The organism is Rhodococcus sp. AW25M09 (assembly GCF_000333955.1).
In the GTDB taxonomy this organism is placed as follows: domain Bacteria; phylum Actinomycetota; class Actinomycetes; order Mycobacteriales; family Mycobacteriaceae; genus Rhodococcoides.
Window position 1 is genome coordinate 21,359 of sequence record NZ_CAPS01000112.1, and the last position, 17,411, is coordinate 38,769.

Sequence of the window (17,411 nt, forward strand, 5' to 3'; positions counted from 1 at the left end):
GGGACGTACGTGAACAACGAATTCGCGGCAAACGCGAACGTATTCGTCAGACGCCCCTCGTGTTCGTCGATGATTCCGCGAGCATTCTCCACACGCGCGCGCGTGTGGAGAACAGGAGAAAGACGATCGCGAAGATCTGCAGATCGTGGCCGATCCGCGGGGCGCTCTTCCCCGGCGCGGTTGCGATCGATGTCACTTCTCGGACCCGGGCCGACCGGGAAACTCACGGGCGCTCCCAGTCAGTAAGGTCGAAGAATGACGGTACGAGCGGGTGTAGTGGTCACGGGAACCGAAGTTCTGGCCGGCAGGGTCACCGACCGAAACGGCCCGTGGGTGGCCCAACGTCTTCTCGAGCTGGGAGTCGACGTTGCCCACATCACCGTCTGCGGCGACCGTCCCGATGACCTGACGGCACAAGTGCAGTTTCTCGCGGACCAACGCGTCGACTTGATCGTGACCACCGGAGGATTGGGCCCCACCGCCGACGATCTCACCGTGGCCACCGTTGCCGCTCTGTACGGCCGCGAATTGCATCTCGATGTCGAACTCGAGGAACGCATCCACGCGATCGTGCAGCGTTGGCGAAGCCGAATGAGCTCTGCGGCCGACTCCGAGCCGCTGCAGGCAGGGATTCGAAAACAGGCGATGGTTCCGCAAGGCGCGCAGTCCATTTCACCGACGGGCACCGCCCCTGGTGTGGCGATACCCGCCAACGACTCCGGGACGCTGCCTGTTGTATTGATTTTGCCGGGCCCACCACGCGAACTGCAGGCAATGTGGCCGGAGGCCCTCGACAGCGCGCCGGTCGCCGAGGTCCTGACCCGACGCTCGGAGGTACGTCAGGACACCATCCGCGGATACCGGCTGTCCGAAGCCGATCTCGCGGCGACGTTGCGGACGGCGGAGCGCGAGATCGCGGGATTCGGCGATCTCGAGATCACCACGTGCCTGAGTCTCGGAGAGCTCGAAATGGTGACACGCTACGCAGAATCAGCGCGAACTGCATACACGGATCTCGAACGTCTCATCGACGAACATCATGGCTCGCAGGTCTTTTCGACCGATGGATCCACCATCGACGACATCGTGGCGAATCGGTTGACCGGCAGAAGAATCGCCACCGCGGAATCGTGCACGGGAGGCATGATCGCCGCGCGCCTCACCGATCGCGCAGGCTCCTCGGCCTACGTCATCGGGGCGGTGGTGTCGTACGCGAACGAGGCAAAGACGGGCTTGCTCGACGTCCCTGCGGAGACCATCGACAAGCACGGAGCCGTCAGCGAACCGGTGGCTGCGCTGATGGCCGAAGGCGCACTGAACCGACTGGGCGTCGATATCGCGGTATCGACCAGTGGCATCGCCGGGCCGGGTGGTGGCACGGAACTCAAACCGGTCGGCACCGTCTGCTTCGGGATCGCTGTAGCCGGGCAACCGACCGTCACCCGCACACTCCTGCTTCCGGGCGACCGAGCAAGCGTGCGGGCGCTGTCCACCACAGCGGCAATGCACATGATCGCCGACGCGTTGGAAGAAGCCGTGTGACTTTCGAGTTGGTGCGCAGGAAGAGAGCCCTATCGACCACCATCACTTCGAGGCCCGATGTCGGAGTGCAGCGCCAGGACTGAGCGACGCATCCCGCGAGCTACATCGGGGCATTCAGCGGACCAGTCATTTGATCGCCGGCGGCGACAGCATGGTCGTCCGAGGTGTAGTTCTTCGTTGGGTGGGGCACTCCCCAGAGGTCTTGCCACCGGCGACCAGTCGCCTCGACCCATAGGAGATTCCATGACCATGCCGAGCGATGCAAGCGAAGCAGTTCCCTCCCACGGGAGCAATGACGGTCCGCGGGAACACACCGCCGAGACCGATGCAGCCGAAGGTGCGCACGTCGACGAAGAGAATGTGCCGCACCCTCCAGAGGAGGGGAATACCCAGTACTGACCGGCCGTCCGAGTTGTACCGGGTGGCGATCAAGGAAGCGTAGGGGTAGTCCTACGAGATAGGTCCGACTTGTCAGACTCCCGACCACGAGCGCACAATTTGCTATGGCATTGATCTCGAGAGGCTTCGTGGGCCGACGGCGCGGCGACGACGGGCGCACTCCCCCCGGTCAGTATCTGACGAAGGATTTTCCCGTCCTCGCGATCGGGCCCGCGCCTGTCGTCGCGACCGACACGTGGTCGTTCTCGATCACTACCGAACGCGGCGACACCCGCACTTGGAATTGGGACGAACTGGCCGCACTTCCGCACGACACTCCGACCGTGGACATCCACTGCGTCACCAAGTGGTCGAAGCTCGATACCACCTGGAAGGGAGTCAGCCTGGACGTTCTGCTGGACGGTCTCGATACCGATGCCGGGTACGTCGTGGTGCACGGCTTCGACGGCTACACCACCAACCTTCCCCTCGAGGACCTCAGGGATGGGAAGGCCTGGCTGGTCACCGAATTCGACGGCGCGCCCCTGGCTCGCGAACACGGTGGCCCCGCAAGGCTTCTCGTTCCGCACCTGTATTTCTGGAAATCGGCGAAGTGGATCTCACGCATCGAACTCACCGTGGAGAACGAGCAAGGCTTCTGGGAGCGCGGTGGGTACCACGACTACGGAGATCCGTGGCGCGAGCAGCGGTACCAGGGCGACTGACGTGACATCGGCGGCTGGGGCGAAACCCTGGCTCGTTGCCACGGTCAACACCGTGCGGCGTGAGACACCCACCGCATCCACCCTCGTTCTCGACGTCGACGGATGGCCCGGCCATCTCGCCGGGCAGCATGTGGACGTCAAGCTCACCGCCGAGGACGGCTACAGCGCACAACGAAGCTACTCCGTGGCGTCTGCACCGGACGGGACGTCGCGCATCGAGATCGCGGTGCAGAACGTCGCGGACGGTGAGGTCTCGCCCTACCTGGTCGAGGCCGTCGAGGCCGGTGATCGCATCGAGCTCCGCGGGCCGGTGGGTCGATGGTTCGTCTGGCGGCCGTCCCAGCCCTCCGAGATCCCGTCGCCGCCGATCCTGTTGGTGGGTGGCGGTTCCGGCATCGTCCCGCTCCGCGCGATGGTTCGCGCACAGGCGTCTGCGACGGGCGGACGAGTGCCCTTCCGCGTGCTGTACTCGGTGCGCGAACCCGCTGAGATCTACTTCGCGGACGAGTGGACTCGCCCGCCGGCCGGCGTGGACGTCACCATGATCCACACGCGGCGCGCTCCTGCCGGCAACGCACGGCCTCTCGGCCGCATCACGGTCGAGGACCTCGACGCCCACGGATGGCCGGCAGAGTTCGAGCCGCGCTGCTACATCTGCGGCCCCTCGAGCTTCGTCGACACTGTGGCCGACATGCTGGTGGCGCGGGGTCACTCGGCAGCGAACATCCGAACGGAGCGTTTCGGACCGAGCTGAGGGGTACGAATCAGACAATGCCGCGGAGGAACTCGATCTTCAGCCGGTTGTGGTCGTCGGTCCACTTCGAATCCACCGACATGAATCCGTGGTCGAGTCTCGCCTCGTTCTTGCTGTACAGGTTCAAGTTATTGGCAACGCCCACTCTGTCCAGTTCGGCGCTCAGCGCGGCTGCCTGATCGGGGAAAGTCCCGGTGTTGCCGTCGGAGATGAAACTCGGTGGGTAGTCGGCGGTGACGTTGTCCGTGACGTTCGCCTGCGCCAGCACTGCGGGGTCGGTGGTGTCGAGGTAGCTTCGGGCGGCGATGTCGAAGAAGAAGCCGTTCGACGGGCTCGGTGATTGCGGTGAGCCCGCCCTCCCGACATCGAGGGCAGCGCTGTCGAACACGATCGCCTTCAATGCACTCCGGTCCATGGTCGGTTCGATCCCCAGTACTCGCGCGTAATCGGGATTGGTCTGCACGGCGGCATAGTTGCCCACGATGTGCCCACCCGCGCTGGTTCCGGCGAGCACGACGCGACTCATGTCCAGTCCGTACCGGTCGGCGTTGGTCTCCAGAAACTGAATGGCTTGGCCCAGTTGGATTGTCTGCGTGGGAAAACGGTAGCTCGGCGCGAATGCGTAGTTGACCGACACCACGTTGTAACCGGCGTCGAGCATCGGGCCGGCCCCCGACGCGCCGGTCCCATCTGCGCTGGGAGCACCGTCCGTCTTGTCCCCGACGATCCAGCCACCACCGTGAACCATGATGTAAGTAGGACGGCTGACCGACGGGTCGTTGTCTGCGGTATAGACATCGAGAAACGAATTGGGAAGTGTCGAGCCGTATTCGATGTTGCTGGTCAGGCCTACCCCGTCGACCACCGTCGTCGCTGTCGGCGCGTCGGGCTCGAAGGAATTGCTGTGCCCCAATGCTTGTAGCGATCGAACCAGCGGTGCTGGACTGGCCGCCGTGGTGATCACAAGCGCGGAGATCACCAACGCGATCACTGCAGCGACGCCGGCCGGTACGGCGGTTGCCGCCCGACGCGCGCGACCCGACGACCCCGTCGAACGGCCCGCCCACGCCGACGCGAGCAGAAAGAACCCGAATGCAATCGCCGCTGTCAAACACATGACCCACAGTGCGTGAAAGCCTGTCACCAGCCATGCCACCTGACTGACGACAGCAACACTCCCGAGCGATGTGCCTAGGGCTACATGCTTCCTGGCCTCGGACGAGACGATGCATATCGCCACAACTGCCACGGTGAGGACCCATAATCCCACCGCGAGTTGCTGGCGGATGAGGAGGAACTCGAGCCATGCCAGGGCCACGCTGACGCTGCCGGTCACTGCGAGCGCTGCAGTCATCGCTGTCGTACGGTGCCCTTGTCCGAGCCGGCTGTCGTCCGGCACGGTCTCCCTCACTCCTGCTCGGACGCGTGACGTTGCCGGTGCAGTTCGCGAACAGCGTCACTGAACTCGGCGACCGGCCCGTCCACCACGATCCCCGGCACGATCTGCTCGATCGGAGACGGCGTGATCGCGAGAGGTGCCACGCCGAATTCGTCCAGCCAGGTGAGCAATTGAGCCGTCGACGTGGCGTACACGATCCGACCGAGCCCGACTATTCCATGGCTCGCAGCGCACATCACACAGTGCTCACCCGAGGTATACACAGTCGCTGATCGACGTTCACTGTCGCTCAGGTTGGTCGCAGCCCACCGCGACAGCGCGATCTCGGGGTGCTGGGTGGGATCGCCTCGGTCGCCGACCCGATTCCTGTCCTCGGCCAACACTTCTCCGCTCTCCGACACGAGCAGCGAACCGAAGGGATCATTGCCCGTTCGCACCGCGTCCGCCGCCAAATCGACAGCGCGGGCGAGGAATGCACAGTCGCTCGAGGAAATGTTCACATCGCACCACCGGGTGCGTCGACGATCGAAGTGTCCACGCCACGACCGTACCGGTTCGTGACACGCCGACACACTCTCGATGGCGCGCAGTTGTTGTTATGGGCTTCGATGAAGATGGAGCCCGCCCGAGGGTATCGACTGGTCAGCCCTTTCGCGGTGGTCGAGGAGCGGCGTTCTCGCTGTTCTCGAGTGCGGCGCGGATTCGGCCGAGCAATGCAATGGCGTCACGCAGGGTCTGTTGCTGGTCCGACGTCAGGTCGTCGAGAATTTCCACGAGAACCCCCTCCGCAGCGATGTCGTAGACGTGCAGTTGTTCTCGGGCAAGGTCGGTGAGGCCGACGCGCGTGCTCCGAGCATCCGAGTCGTCGGGTCGTCGAACGACAAGGCCGTCTCGCTCCATGGTTCGGACGAGGTTACTGATCGTGGGGCGAGCCAACCCCAGCTGACGCCCGAGAACGGTCGGGCTCTCCCACCTGTCGGGGAAGAGCCGCCGCAGGATTTCGATCTGGGCGTCGGGCAAGGATTTGAGTCCCGCGCGCGAGCGGGAGGTGTTGAGCAGCACGCGGCGGAAAGGACCGATCTCCTCGCTCAGGCCGCGTGCGACGGAGGCGAGCCCGAAAGCACTGTCGGAATCGTCCACCGGGTCAGAATACGCAGGCGAATATAGGTTTGCAACAAACGTATTATTGGGCAATCATGGGACCATGAGCATTCACACCAGCGCTGCCCCGCAGAACCCGGACACCGTCCCGCTCACGCTCGCCCATGGCGGTCAGGTGATCCGCGGCACCGAGTACCGGCCCGTCGACGCCGACAGCGCAGCACCGTGCATTCTGATCGTGCACGGCTTCAGTGACTCCAGCGTCGGGCCACAGCGTCTCTTCGTGCAGATCGCCCGTCGATTGGTAGCGGCAGGAGCGATCGTCCGCGCGTACGACCGGCTCGGACAGGGCGTCAGCGACGGCGAATTCGAGGACATCACCCTGCGCGATGAGGTCGAGCAAATATCGAGCATGGTCCGGACGTTCGCTGCCGACCGCTCCACACCGGTCCACGTCGTGGCGCACAGCCTCGGTGCGGTGGAGTCGGCCATCGTTGCCGCGCAATTACCTGACCGGGTGGCCAGCCTCACCCTCTGGTCACCCGCCGGTGTCGTCGTCGACGACATCACTGTGAAGAACGAGATCCAGGGCCAGTCTCTCGACTCCGTAGCGCAGAACGGCGGCCTCGACTTCGGCGGTATGTGGCTCGGGCAGGCCTTCATCGACGACATTCGCGATGGTATCGACGTGTACGCGGCCGCGGCCGGATACGGCGGCCCCGTCGAGGTCGCCCACGGCACCGAAGACCAGATCGTGCCGCTCGAATACGGTCGCCGTTACGCGGAGATGCTGCCGAATGCAACGTTCGCCGCGATCTCCGGTGCCGACCACGCATGGTCATCCCGTTCGTTGCGCGAAGAACTCCTCACGCGGCTTCTCGAATTCCTCGACTTGTCCACGAACAGCGAATCGACTCGGCAGTAGCCGTGAACTACGGGCCCGAACCGCGCCGGATGCCGTGCACCTTCCCACGCGTCTTTATTTGAAGGGATTGAAGGTTCGACCGAGGAAGTATTGAATTCGCTGCGGAATCGGTCGCATCGCCGCCGCAGAGACTTTGTTGACAAAGCCGGGTGTGCAGACCGGCTTGCCTGCCATCACTGCCGCCCACCCTTCGGCGACGACGTCTTCGGGCTGCTGCCACATGATTCCCGGCAGTTGGTCCGCAGCCTCTCTTGTCCCCATCACATCGTGGAATTCGCTGTGGGTGAAGCCGGGACACAGTGCGGTCACGTTGATTCCGGACGGTTTGAGTTCCATGTCGAGCGATTGAGACATGTTCAGCACGTAGGACTTAATCCCCGTGTACAGCAGTCCCTCGCCGGGTGGAGACACTGCGGCCAGGGACGAGAGGTTGACTATGCGGCCCCACCGACGACTCTTCATTCCTGGGATCACAAGATGGGTCAGCTCGGTCACCGAGGTCACCATCAGCTGCAGTTCGGCGGCGACCTTGTCCCAGGGTGTGACCGAGAACTTCGTGCTCGACGACAGGCCGGCATTGTTGATCAAGATGTCGATCGGCATGCCCAGTTCGGCTGCGCGGGCGACGATCTTCGCCGGCCCGGCAGGTGTGCTCAGATCGGCCGCGATGACTTCGGCGCGTACACCGTATTGCTCTCGCAAGGACGCTGCGAGCTCCTCCAGACGCTGCGCGCGTCGCGCAACGAGTACGACGTCGTAGTTCCGACCCGCCAGGTAGCGAGCGAAGCTGGCGCCGATCCCGGCCGAGGCCCCTGTGATGAGAGCCGTTCTGCGATCTGCATTCATTGCGAGTCTCCTACGTGGTGGTCCACAGGTCGATTCGGTCGCCGACGATCGTGTCGAAGTGTAGGTCCATTCCCCGTGACGGCGTCTGCTGTGGATCAACCCGGCAAGATCATCGTCGTCACACCGAGCGGGGAATGGTTTCCAACACCTGATCGAGGGCGGCTTTGAGATGGTCGGTTGCTACCCCACCTTTTCTCAGAGCTTCGAACCCACGCAACAGTGTCAGCAGCGTCCACGCCAGGGTGTCGGCGTCGACTCCGACTGCGATGTCACCCTCGTCCTGCGCGCGCGCAATGCACGACGCCAGTTCGTCGTGCCATCCGTCGAAAGACGATGAGACGATGGCCTGCACCGCTGCATCGCGCGAACCGAGCTCGGCCGCAGCTTTGGCCATCATGCAACCGCGAGTCCGAGAGCCCTCGACACCTACACGGGCCGAAATCCGCAGATGGTCGGCAAGGTCATCGATCGCACGCCCACCCCGGGCGAGTTCCTTGTGCGCGTCCGATACGACATCCGAGCAGTACCCTTCGAGCGTCCGCAGGAACAGCGCGTGCTTGTCGCCGAATGCACCGTACAAGCTTCCCTTGCCCAGCCCTGTCGCGGCCGTCAAGTCCGCGAGAGACGTTCCGGCATAACCTGTCTCCCAGAACTGGTTTCGAGCCGACTCGAGGACTGCGTCTTCACTGAACTCACGTGGGCGGGGCATGCCTTCGAGTCTAGACGTTAAATACCGATCAGTCCATAATTCTGACCCCGGTGCCGCTGAGCGCAGCACCAGGCCGGTCAGCGCGGCACCGAGCATCAAGGCGATCAGGGCCATCAGCGGTCCGATGATCGGCAGTTCGTCCGATCATCGGCATTACCGGCGCTATTCGCGACAGGCCCGCAGCGCCGTTCACTTCGAAGACCACGCTTGACGGGAAACGGCATCGAATGCCTCCATCGTCCAACGCCACGAAAGGCGTCAGAACAATGCATTGCGGTGATTCATCGATTACGAACACATCGGAGATTCACTGTTCACTGCAATCGAATGCAGAATTACGGGTCCATCGACGTTGCGGAGCTGCCAAGCCAGGACTGCATGACGAGGGCCTGTTCGATGTCGAATCTGTTCTCACTGATTGGATGACCTAGCATCTGCTCGGCGCTCTTGACGCGGTATTTCACGGTGTTGTAGTGCAGGTGGAGCTCCGTCGCGGTGGCCTTGTGACTGGATCGACAATCGAAGTACGTGCGCAGGGTATCCCGAAGTCGTTGCGCCGCTTCGGTATTGTCCGCCAAATTTCCGAGGGTGCTCCTGATCCACTCGTGCGCCCGAACCAGGTCCGAGCTGACGAGCGAACTGACGGCCACACCCGGATCGGCGTAGCAGGTGACAGTTCGTCGGGCGTCCTCGGCGAGAAGTGCAATCGACCTGGTGCGCTGCGCCTGGAGATGGGAGGTCCTGAATCCTGCCCTGCCGTATTGTGCGGTGCCCAGTGCCACCCGAGCGTCGCCGAGTTGGTCTGCGCGCAGCGAGGTGCGAATACTACTGATGTCCAACCGATCCGGTCGACTACCCAATGGGATCCATACCCAAGCACTGAGCCTGTCGGCGGCCACGAACAGTGGCACCGGGCGGTTGTCCATCGACTCACACATCCGGCCCGCCAGTTGCTCGAGTACGGGTAGCCCGTCTCGCTCCGACTCGGGCTCACCGATCCACAGAACCGCAGCGCAATGGTGTTGCGCAAGTTGGTAACCGATCTGCGCCGTCGCTCGACGATCGTCTGTGGGCCCTTCGGTGGACAACAGTTCTCGAATCTGGGTAACCCTGACGTTGTTTCGGTTGGCGAGCCACCGCTCGTGTTCGACCTGATACGCGGTGACCACCTGCTCCGAGATCCAGTCTATGTACACCGAACTGACCGAGACGATACGATGCGAGACCTTCAGTCCGAGAACAGGATCGATGGACGACGCCTGAATTCTCGCGAAGACCCGATCCAGCAGGGTGGTCTGCCCGAGCCGATAGGCGCGCACGAGCGCGGTGACGGGAATGGCATGCTGGGCGAGCCTGCGTGCGTATTCCATCGCCGCGGAGGGTGCATGCAGATGATCTGCGGTGATGCCGTGCTGCAGAACATGGAAGACGGTGTCGACATTGCCTTCGATACTCGCGCCGAGTAGCTCCACCAGCTGACTGTCTCCACCCAACTCGGCAATCTCACGTTCGAGAACGTTGCGAATGTTCCGTGACTCCTCGAGCAGGTGCGCACTCATGTCGGCGATGACGGTCGCGACGACGGCGTCGACAGCCGAGTCGGTGCCGGCATCGATCGGTGGCGGTTGCACGGTATCGACAATAGGCCGTCCGAGACCCCACCGTAGATGATTCAGTGGTACTCGAACCTTGTCTCCTGGAGACAAACGCGGTGTCGAAGTTCATCGTCGAGAGATATGGCATGGATCACAGTGGGGTCCATACCGTGGTACGGACCGCCTCCCGAGCGAAGGACCCCCATGCACCTGCCTGATCTTCTCGACCTCCGCGCTTCGAGTGCTCCGGAGGCACCGGCGCTCGCGGACGACCGAGTGTCTTTGTCGAATCGCGAATTCCGTGACGCCGTGCGCTCGGCGGCCGCACTCCTGTCCGCCCGCGGCATATCCCACGGCGACGTAGTGGCGATCATGTTGCCGAACCGGGTCGAGTTCGTCGTCGCCCTTTTCGCCGCATGGCGTCTCGGCGCAGCTGCGACACCGGTCAATCCGTCGTTGACCGCTCAGGAGATCGAGTTCCAGCTCGACGATTGCTCGGCTGCGCTGGTGGTCACCGCCCCGGAACTGGAGCTGAATACCCCATCCGCTGTCGCCCGCCTGACCGATCTGACCGACCGACCAGAGGTGTCCCGGCTCACCGACACCCCAGTTCAGACCACCGCGAACGATCTTGCCCTGTTGATCTACACCAGCGGAACCACAGGAAAGCCGAAGGGCGTCATGCTCGATCACGGCAACCTGACCGCGATGACGTCCATGAGCGTCGATGCCTTCTCCATCGACGCCGAGGTACACAGCCTGCTGATCCTTCCGCTTTTCCACGTCAACGGCATTGTCGTGAGCATCCTTTCGCCCCTGGTGGCCGGTGGACGCGCAACGATCGCCGGCCGGTTCGACCCGTCGACGTTCTTCGACCGCGTCGAAGCCGCCCGGCCGACCTTCTTCTCGGGTGTGCCGACCATCTACGCCATGCTCGCCAACCTTCCCGAGACGGTGGTGCCCGATACCAGCTCACTGCGGTACGCCGTCTGCGGCGCGGCACCGGCGAGCCCGGCATTGCTCGACGCATTCGAGACCAGGTACGGCGTACCGGTAGTCGAGGGCTACGGCCTGTCCGAGGGCACCTGCGCATCGACGGTCAATCCGCTCAACGGTCCCCGCAAGCCCGGAACCGTAGGACTTCCGCTACCCGGCCAGAGCATCCGCATCGTCGACGAGAACGGCGACACCATCGACGACGGTCGGCCCGGTGAAGTACTCGTTCACGGAGCAAACGTGATGCGGGGCTACCTCGGCCGACCCGAGGAGACGGCAGCGACCGTCCAGGACGGTTGGTTGCGGACCGGCGACATCGGCCGACTCGACGAAGACAGCTACCTGACATTGGTCGACCGCGCCAAGGACATGATCATCCGCGGTGGCGAGAACATCTATCCCAAGGAAATCGAAAACGTCGTCTACCGACTCCCCGGCGTCTACGAAGCAGCCGTCGTCGGTCAGCCGCACGAGGTGAAGGGGGAAGAGCCGGTCCTGTTCGTCTCGCTCACCGCCGAAGCCACCATCACCGAAGCCGACATCGATGCGCACGTTCGACGCGAATTGTCGAAGTACAAGTGGCCCGTCGACGTCATCGTCGTCGACGAGGTACCCAAGAACCCCGTCGGCAAGATCGACAAACCCTCGCTGCGTCGGCGACTCGTCGCGCCCGCCTCCACCACGTAACCACCGCGCCGATTTCCTCGAAAGGACCCCACAATGGGCCTGCTGTCTCCGACCCTGCCCGATATCGACCTCGGGCAGTGGCGCCGCCTCCCTCAGCTCGAACGGCTGAAAGTTCAGGTTCAACACTGGGGTGAACACGGCTTCGGCACCCCTGCCGGGGCTTATCTGTTCTACGTGATCAAGATGGTCGCGTACGTCCTGATCCCGCTGTGGGTCATCTCGTCCTCGACGCCCGGCCTGGGCACGCTGTCGGAGATCGGATCGTGGTGGACCCAACCGATCGTGTTCCAGAAAGTCGTGCTGTTCACCGTGCTCTTCGAGGTCATGGGGTTCGGTTGCGGCTCAGGGCCGTTGACGATGCGCTTCTTCCCGCCCGTCGGCGGCTTCACCTACTGGCTTCGCCCGGGAACCGTGCGACTGGCACCGTGGCCCAACAAGATTCCGCTCACGTCCGGTGACACTCGCACCGTCGGCGACGTCGTGATGTACGCCGGGTTGCTCGCACTCCTGATCTGGGGACTGATATCGGACGGCGTGGCCGGCGGTATCGGCACCGCAGGAATGCTCGCACCGGCCGTGCCCATGGCCGTGCTCGTACTTCTGGTACTCATCGGACTACGCGACAAGACAATCTTTCTGGCGGCCCGCTCGGATCAGTACTTCGTCATGATCGTCGCGTTCCTGTTTCCCTTCGTCGACATGATCATCGCGTTGAAGTTGGTGATGCTGGCCATCTGGTGGGGTGCTGCGACATCCAAACTCAACCATCACTTTCCCTTCGTGGTGGCCGTGATGATCTCCAACAGTCCGTTGCTGCCCAGCACCTGGCTCAAGCGAAAGCTGTACCGCAACTTCCCCGACGACATGCGACCGTCGACCTTCGCGAAATTCGCTGCCCATCAGGGAACCGTCATCGAATACGTTCTCCCCGCCGTGTTGATCTTCTCGATGAATTCGACGCTGACGACCGTGGTGCTGATCGGAATGACCATCTTTCATCTGTTCATCCTGTCCACATTTCCGGCCGGAGTGCCGCTGGAATGGAACCTCTTCGTCATCGGTGCCGCGTGGTTCCTGTTCGGCAACTACACCGGTAGCGACTACTCGCTGTGGAACGCCACCAGCATCTGGCCGTATCTGATCGTCGTGGCACTGATCGCGGGCATCGTCGTCGGAGGCACCAAGCCGCAGTGGATATCGTTTCTCATGGGCATGCGGTACTACGCCGGAAACTGGGCCACGAACACGTGGATTCTGCGGCCCGGCATCGAAGAGCGCTTGCAGGCGGAGATCACCAAGTCCGCCCCCCTGACCAAATTCCAGTTGCTCAAACTCTACGACGAGGACACGGCCGAGTTCATGATGCAGAAGTTCACCGCCTGGCGGTCGATGCACAGCCACGGCCGGGCGCACATGGGGCTGATCTCGCGAGCAGTCGACAATCGTGAGGACTACGTCATCCGGGAAGGCGAGTTCATCGCCGGATCAGTACTCGGATGGAACTTCGGTGAAGGACACCTGCACAATCAACAGATGTTGGAAGCACTGCAGCGCAGATGCCACTTCGCCGACGGCGACATCCGTGTCGTCATGATCGAAGGGCAGCCGATGCACCGAAAAACCCAGAGCTACCGCATCGTCGACGCAGCAACCGGTCTCATCGAGGAAGGAACCGTCGCGGTGTCCGAGATGATCACTCGCCAGTCGTGGCTGGACGACACGGGCTCCATCCCGGTGACGGTGGCCGCACCGATCGACGTGGTGGGGCAACGGTGACGACGGCAACCGTCGTCGGATCGGGGCCCAACGGTCTCGCGGCCGCAGTGACGCTGGCGAAGGCCGGTGTCGAGGTCACTGTCCTGGAAATGGCCGACAAGGTCGGCGGCGGCACCAGAACCTCCGAACTGACGTTGCCGGGTGTGCTGCACGACGACTGTTCGGCCGTGCACCCGGTGGGGGCGGCATCACCGTTCTTCAACAGCCTCGACCTCGAAGCCCACGGATTGACGTGGAAACATCCGGAAATCGCCGCCGTGCAACCCCTCGACAACGGCCGCGCCGGGGTGATCCACCGATCCATCGCTGACACCTCGGCCAGGCTCGGCGTCGACGGCGCTGCCTGGCAACGATTCTTCGGACCGTTGGCGGATCGATTCGACGACCTGGCGACCGACTTCTTCCGCCCGCTCCTGCACGTACCGCAACACCCCATCACGTTGACAAAGTTCGGCCTCAATGCTCTCGCACCCGCGTCGCTGACGGCCCGTCGGTTCCGTACACCCGAAGCGCGCGCGGCGTTCTCGGGCGTCGCGGCCCACGCGCTGTATCCGCTCACGCGGCCCACCACGTCCGCTGTCGGAGTGATGATGATCGCTGCGGGCCACAAGTACGGCTGGCCGGTGGCCGAAGGTGGCTCGCGGGCGATCAGCGACGCACTGGTCTCGATATTGACCGAACATGGCGGGAAGGTGGAGACGGGCGTCAGAGTGACTCGGCTGCAACAGATTCCGCCGAGCGACATCGTGATGTTCGATCTGTCCCCGACCGCGATCGCCGACATCGCCGGTGACGCTCTCCCCCGGCGAGTGGCACGACCCTACCGTCGATGGCGTTACGGCCCTGGCGCTTTCAAGCTCGACCTCGCCGTCGAGGACGGTATCCCCTGGACCAACGCGGACGCCCGCCGTGCCGGAACCGTCCACCTCGGCGGAACTTTCGAGGAGGTAGCCGCCGCAGAACGTGACGTGCATCGCGGAATCATGCCGCGACGGCCGTTCGTTCTGCTCGGCCAGCAGTACTTGGCCGACCCCAGCCGCTCACAGGGCAACATCCACCCGATCTGGACCTACGCCCACGTCCCCAACGGCTACACCGGTGACGCCAGTGAGGTGATCATCGATCAGATCGAGCGCTTCGCCCCAGGAATTCGGAAGCGGATCGTGGGCCGCGCTGTCCGATCGACCACCCAGATGCCGACCTACAACCCCAACTACGTGGGCGGCGATATCATCACCGGCTCGAACGATCCGGGCCAGGTGGCACTGCGTCCGCGCGTGAGCGTCGATCCGTACTGGACCGGCATGGACGGCGTCTACATCTGTTCGGCGGCAACACCTCCGGGAGGAGGAGTCCACGGCATGGGCGGATACAACGCTGCGCGAGCGGCGCTGCGTCGGTTGTGACGCTCCTGGATCCCGTGCTCGGCTCGGTCGGGTGGAACCGCGCCGATCGCCGTCAGAGTGCGGCCGCTGAGAGATCGCGTTGGAGCCGTAGCCGTCGGGCCAGATACGGTCCCGTGACGCTGTCCGGGGACACTGCCACTTCGGCGGGCGTCCCGGTGGCGATCACGGTGCCCCCGTTGTCACCGCCGCCGGGACCGAGATCGATGACCCAGTCGGCGGAGGCTACGGCATCCAAGTCGTGTTCCACCATCACCACGGTGTTGCCCGCATCCACAAGCAGGTGCAGTTGGCGCATCAGCAGGGCGACGTCGGAGGGATGCAACCCGGCGGTCGGCTCGTCCAGTAGATAGAGCGCGGTGCCGCGGCGGGTGCGCTGCAATTCGGTGGCGATCTTGATGCGCTGTGCTTCTCCGCCGCTCAGCTCGGTGGCGGGTTGACCGAGCCGAAGGTAGCCGAGCCCGATATCGCGCAAGGTCTCCAGACTGCGGGACGCACCCGTGATGTCGGCGAAGAACACCGCTGCCTCGTCCACCGACATGTGCAGCACCTGGGCAATTGTCTTGTCCTGCCATGTGACTTCGAGGGTTTCCGGGGTGTACCGGGCACCGTGGCAGGTGGGGCAAGGACCGTAGGTGCCGGGAAGGAACAACAACTCCACCTCGACGAAGCCGTCGCCCTGGCACGTGGGGCATCGCCCGTCGGCGACGTTGAAGGAGAACCGTCCGGGTGCCCATCCTCGGGCCTTGGCTTCATCGGTGCCGGCGAACAGCTTGCGGACGATGTCGAACATTCCGACGTAGGTGGCCAGTGTCGATCGGGGGGTCCGGCCGATGGGGCGTTGATCCACCCGGACCAGGCGGGTGAAGGTCTCGATTCCGGAGACCTCGGCCACGTCGATCGCGATCTGCGCGTCATCGTCCTCCTCTGCCGCGGTTTCGAGTCGGTGGCGCGCCACTTCGAACAAGACCTGACTGACGAGTGTCGACTTACCGGAGCCCGACACTCCCGTCACCGCTGTCAGCACCCCGTGTGGGAACGTCGCCGTCAGCTCCCGAAGATTGTGCCGGGTGACCCCGGTCAGAGTGAGCCAGCCCTGGGTGGGGCGCGCCTCACGCTGCTCGGATTCCACCCGCCCGAAGAGGTGCCTGCTGGTGACCGACTCCTCGATCTCCTCCAACCCGGAAACAGGGCCGCTGTAGAGGACCCGGCCGCCGCCCTCACCCGCCGCAGGACCGATATCGACCACCCAGTCGGCGCGCCGCACCACATCCATGTCGTGTTCGACGACGAACAAGGAGTTTCCCGACGCCTTCAGCTGATCCAGGACGTCGAGCAGTGGCTCGGCATCCGCGGGATGCAGCCCCGCGGAGGGCTCGTCCAACACGTACACCACCCCGAACAGTCCGGAACGGAGTTGGGTGGCGATCCTTAGCCGCTGCGTCTCGCCGGGCGACAACGTCGTCGAGCTACGCCCGAGCGCCAAATATCCCAGGCCCAACTCGAGCAGCACATCGATCCTGGCCAGTAGGTCGGCGGTGATGCGTACCGCCACCTCCGTGGTCTCCCCCGACGATGCCGTCTCGGATTGTTCGGATATCGGGCGCAGCACTGCGGCAAGTTCGGTCAGCGAGAGCGCATTGATCTCGGCGATCGAGTGGCCGGCGATGGTGACGTCCAGCGCGTCCGAGCGCAGTCCGCTGCCCGAGCATTTCGGGCAGCGGACGCTCTCGGTGAACTGCAGCGCGCGGTCGCGCATCCGCTGGCTGTTCGAGTCCGACAGAACATGCATGACGTGGCTACGGGCGCTCCAGAACTTGCCCTCGTAACTGTGGTCGACGCGGCCCGCTTCGGGTTCGATGAACACCTTGGGGTGCTCCTCGGTGAACAGAAGCCAGTCCCGGTCCTTCTTCTTCAATGCGCGCCATGGCGCGTCGATGTCGATACCCAGGCCGCTGACGATGCTGCGCAGGTTTGCACCCTGCCAGGCACCCGGCCACGCCGCGATCGCTCCCTCGCGAATACTCAGCGAAGCGTCGGGAACGAGCAGTTTCGTTGTCACATCGTGGAAGTCACCCAATCCGCCGCATCGCGGACAGGCCCCGGCGACGGTGTTGGGTGAAAATGCCTCCGCCGCAAGCAGCGACGCGCCTTCGGGATAAGTGCCGGCCCGGGAGTACAGCATGCGTAGCAGGTTGGACATGGTGGTGATGGTGCCGACGCTCGAGCGTGAGCTGGGAGAACCCCGGCGTTGCTGCAGCGCGACGGCCGGGGGAAGGCCGGTGATGGAAGCGACATGGGGTGCGCCCACCTGCTGAAGCAGCCGACGGGCGTACGGGGCCACCGACTCGAAGTAGCGTCGCTGCGCTTCGGCGTACAGGGTGCTGAAAGCCAATGACGACTTTCCGGACCCCGACACCCCTGTGAACGCGACGAATGCATTGCGAGGTATGTCGACGTCGACTGCTGCCAGGTTGTGCTCGGTAGCGCCGCGCACACGGACATACCCGTCCCACGTTGAGTCGCTCACCTGTAGAGACTAACGGGAGTACTCGGCCCGAGCGCGCTGAAGTGG

The 17,411-nt window shown here is 63.8% G+C and carries 15 protein-coding genes; 8 read left to right on the forward strand and 7 right to left on the reverse strand.

What is annotated here, in order from left to right:
- Positions 1–255: 255 nt before the first annotated feature.
- From RHODMAR_RS21165 to RHODMAR_RS21175, 4 genes are all read left to right on the forward strand, one after another.
- On the forward strand, positions 256–1,542 hold the full coding sequence (locus RHODMAR_RS21165; protein WP_008718645.1) for a competence/damage-inducible protein A: 1,287 nt from the start codon (positions 256–258) through the stop codon (positions 1,540–1,542).
- A 243-nt stretch (positions 1,543–1,785) separates the two neighbouring features.
- Positions 1,786–1,941: a hypothetical protein gene (locus RHODMAR_RS28750; protein WP_198289502.1), complete on the forward strand. Its 156-nt coding sequence runs from the start codon at positions 1,786–1,788 to the stop codon at positions 1,939–1,941.
- A gap of 104 nt (positions 1,942–2,045) precedes the next feature.
- Positions 2,046–2,645, forward strand: a complete 600-nt coding sequence (locus RHODMAR_RS21170) for a sulfite oxidase-like oxidoreductase (RefSeq protein ID WP_008718647.1) — start codon at positions 2,046–2,048, stop codon at positions 2,643–2,645.
- A gap of 1 nt (position 2,646) precedes the next feature.
- A complete protein-coding gene (locus RHODMAR_RS21175; RefSeq protein WP_008718649.1) occupies positions 2,647–3,399 on the forward strand; it encodes a ferredoxin reductase in 753 nt (250 codons plus the stop codon).
- 10 nt (positions 3,400–3,409) lie between these two features.
- On the opposite strand, the gene RHODMAR_RS27110 is transcribed toward RHODMAR_RS21175, so the two are convergent.
- From RHODMAR_RS27110 to RHODMAR_RS27115, 3 genes are all read right to left on the reverse strand, one after another.
- On the reverse strand, positions 3,410–4,798 hold the full coding sequence (locus tag RHODMAR_RS27110; RefSeq protein WP_198289503.1) for an alpha/beta hydrolase: 1,389 nt from the start codon (positions 4,796–4,798) through the stop codon (positions 3,410–3,412).
- Between the two features lie 8 nt (positions 4,799–4,806).
- Positions 4,807–5,298 (reverse strand): nucleoside deaminase, encoded by a 492-nt coding sequence (locus RHODMAR_RS21185; protein WP_008718654.1) that lies wholly within the window; start codon positions 5,296–5,298, stop codon positions 4,807–4,809.
- A gap of 142 nt (positions 5,299–5,440) precedes the next feature.
- Positions 5,441–5,938 (reverse strand): MarR family winged helix-turn-helix transcriptional regulator, encoded by a 498-nt coding sequence (locus RHODMAR_RS27115; protein WP_008718656.1) that lies wholly within the window; start codon positions 5,936–5,938, stop codon positions 5,441–5,443.
- 64 nt (positions 5,939–6,002) lie between these two features.
- On the opposite strand from RHODMAR_RS27115, the gene RHODMAR_RS21195 reads away from it, so the two are divergent.
- Complete coding sequence (locus RHODMAR_RS21195; RefSeq protein WP_008718658.1) at positions 6,003–6,824, forward strand: alpha/beta hydrolase; 822 nt, start codon at positions 6,003–6,005, stop codon at positions 6,822–6,824.
- 54 nt (positions 6,825–6,878) lie between these two features.
- Here RHODMAR_RS21195 and RHODMAR_RS21200 read toward each other — a convergent pair whose 3' ends face one another.
- The 3 genes from RHODMAR_RS21200 to RHODMAR_RS21210 form a co-directional block, all read right to left on the reverse strand.
- Positions 6,879–7,670 carry an SDR family NAD(P)-dependent oxidoreductase gene (locus tag RHODMAR_RS21200; RefSeq protein ID WP_008718661.1) on the reverse strand — a complete coding sequence of 264 codons (792 nt, stop codon included), beginning with the start codon at positions 7,668–7,670 and terminating at the stop codon, positions 6,879–6,881.
- Between the two features lie 118 nt (positions 7,671–7,788).
- A complete protein-coding gene (locus RHODMAR_RS21205) occupies positions 7,789–8,379 on the reverse strand; it encodes a TetR/AcrR family transcriptional regulator (protein ID WP_042940025.1) in 591 nt (196 codons plus the stop codon).
- A gap of 335 nt (positions 8,380–8,714) precedes the next feature.
- Positions 8,715–10,010, reverse strand: a complete 1,296-nt coding sequence (locus RHODMAR_RS21210; RefSeq protein ID WP_008718665.1) for a PucR family transcriptional regulator — start codon at positions 10,008–10,010, stop codon at positions 8,715–8,717.
- A gap of 168 nt (positions 10,011–10,178) precedes the next feature.
- Between RHODMAR_RS21210 and RHODMAR_RS21215 the strand changes: the two genes are divergently transcribed.
- Genes RHODMAR_RS21215 through RHODMAR_RS21225 form a run of 3 tightly spaced genes read left to right on the forward strand, consistent with a single transcriptional unit; the run spans position 10,179 to position 14,839 of the window.
- Positions 10,179–11,657, forward strand: coding sequence for a class I adenylate-forming enzyme family protein (locus RHODMAR_RS21215; protein WP_008718667.1), 1,479 nt, complete (start codon positions 10,179–10,181; stop codon positions 11,655–11,657).
- A 33-nt stretch (positions 11,658–11,690) separates the two neighbouring features.
- The gene (locus RHODMAR_RS21220; protein ID WP_008718669.1) at positions 11,691–13,433 is read left to right on the forward strand and encodes a DUF3556 domain-containing protein; all 1,743 of its coding nucleotides are present in this window, start codon (positions 11,691–11,693) and stop codon (positions 13,431–13,433) included.
- A complete protein-coding gene (locus RHODMAR_RS21225) occupies positions 13,430–14,839 on the forward strand; it encodes a phytoene desaturase family protein (RefSeq protein ID WP_008718671.1) in 1,410 nt (469 codons plus the stop codon). Before RHODMAR_RS21220 ends, RHODMAR_RS21225 begins: the two co-directional genes overlap by 4 nt.
- A 52-nt stretch (positions 14,840–14,891) precedes the next feature.
- Here RHODMAR_RS21225 and RHODMAR_RS21230 read toward each other — a convergent pair whose 3' ends face one another.
- Positions 14,892–17,366 carry an excinuclease ABC subunit UvrA gene (locus RHODMAR_RS21230; RefSeq protein ID WP_008718673.1) on the reverse strand — a complete coding sequence of 825 codons (2,475 nt, stop codon included), beginning with the start codon at positions 17,364–17,366 and terminating at the stop codon, positions 14,892–14,894.
- Positions 17,367–17,411: the final 45 nt, after the last annotated feature.

Bases quoted from the DNA above. Each gene is read 5' to 3' on its own strand.
- RHODMAR_RS21220 (WP_008718669.1), top strand. From the start codon at position 11,691: ATGGGCCTGCTGTCTCCGACCCTGCCCGATATCGACCTCGGGCAGTGG.
- RHODMAR_RS21170 (WP_008718647.1), top strand. From the start codon at position 2,046: ATGGCATTGATCTCGAGAGGCTTCGTGGGCCGACGGCGCGGCGACGAC.
- RHODMAR_RS21200 (WP_008718661.1), bottom strand. From the start codon at position 7,670: ATGAATGCAGATCGCAGAACGGCTCTCATCACAGGGGCCTCGGCCGGG.
- RHODMAR_RS21215 (WP_008718667.1), top strand. From the start codon at position 10,179: ATGCACCTGCCTGATCTTCTCGACCTCCGCGCTTCGAGTGCTCCGGAG.
- RHODMAR_RS21195 (WP_008718658.1), top strand. From the start codon at position 6,003: ATGAGCATTCACACCAGCGCTGCCCCGCAGAACCCGGACACCGTCCCG.
- RHODMAR_RS21205 (WP_042940025.1), bottom strand. From the start codon at position 8,379: ATGCCCCGCCCACGTGAGTTCAGTGAAGACGCAGTCCTCGAGTCGGCT.
- RHODMAR_RS28750 (WP_198289502.1), top strand. From the start codon at position 1,786: ATGACCATGCCGAGCGATGCAAGCGAAGCAGTTCCCTCCCACGGGAGC.
- RHODMAR_RS21165 (WP_008718645.1), top strand. From the start codon at position 256: ATGACGGTACGAGCGGGTGTAGTGGTCACGGGAACCGAAGTTCTGGCC.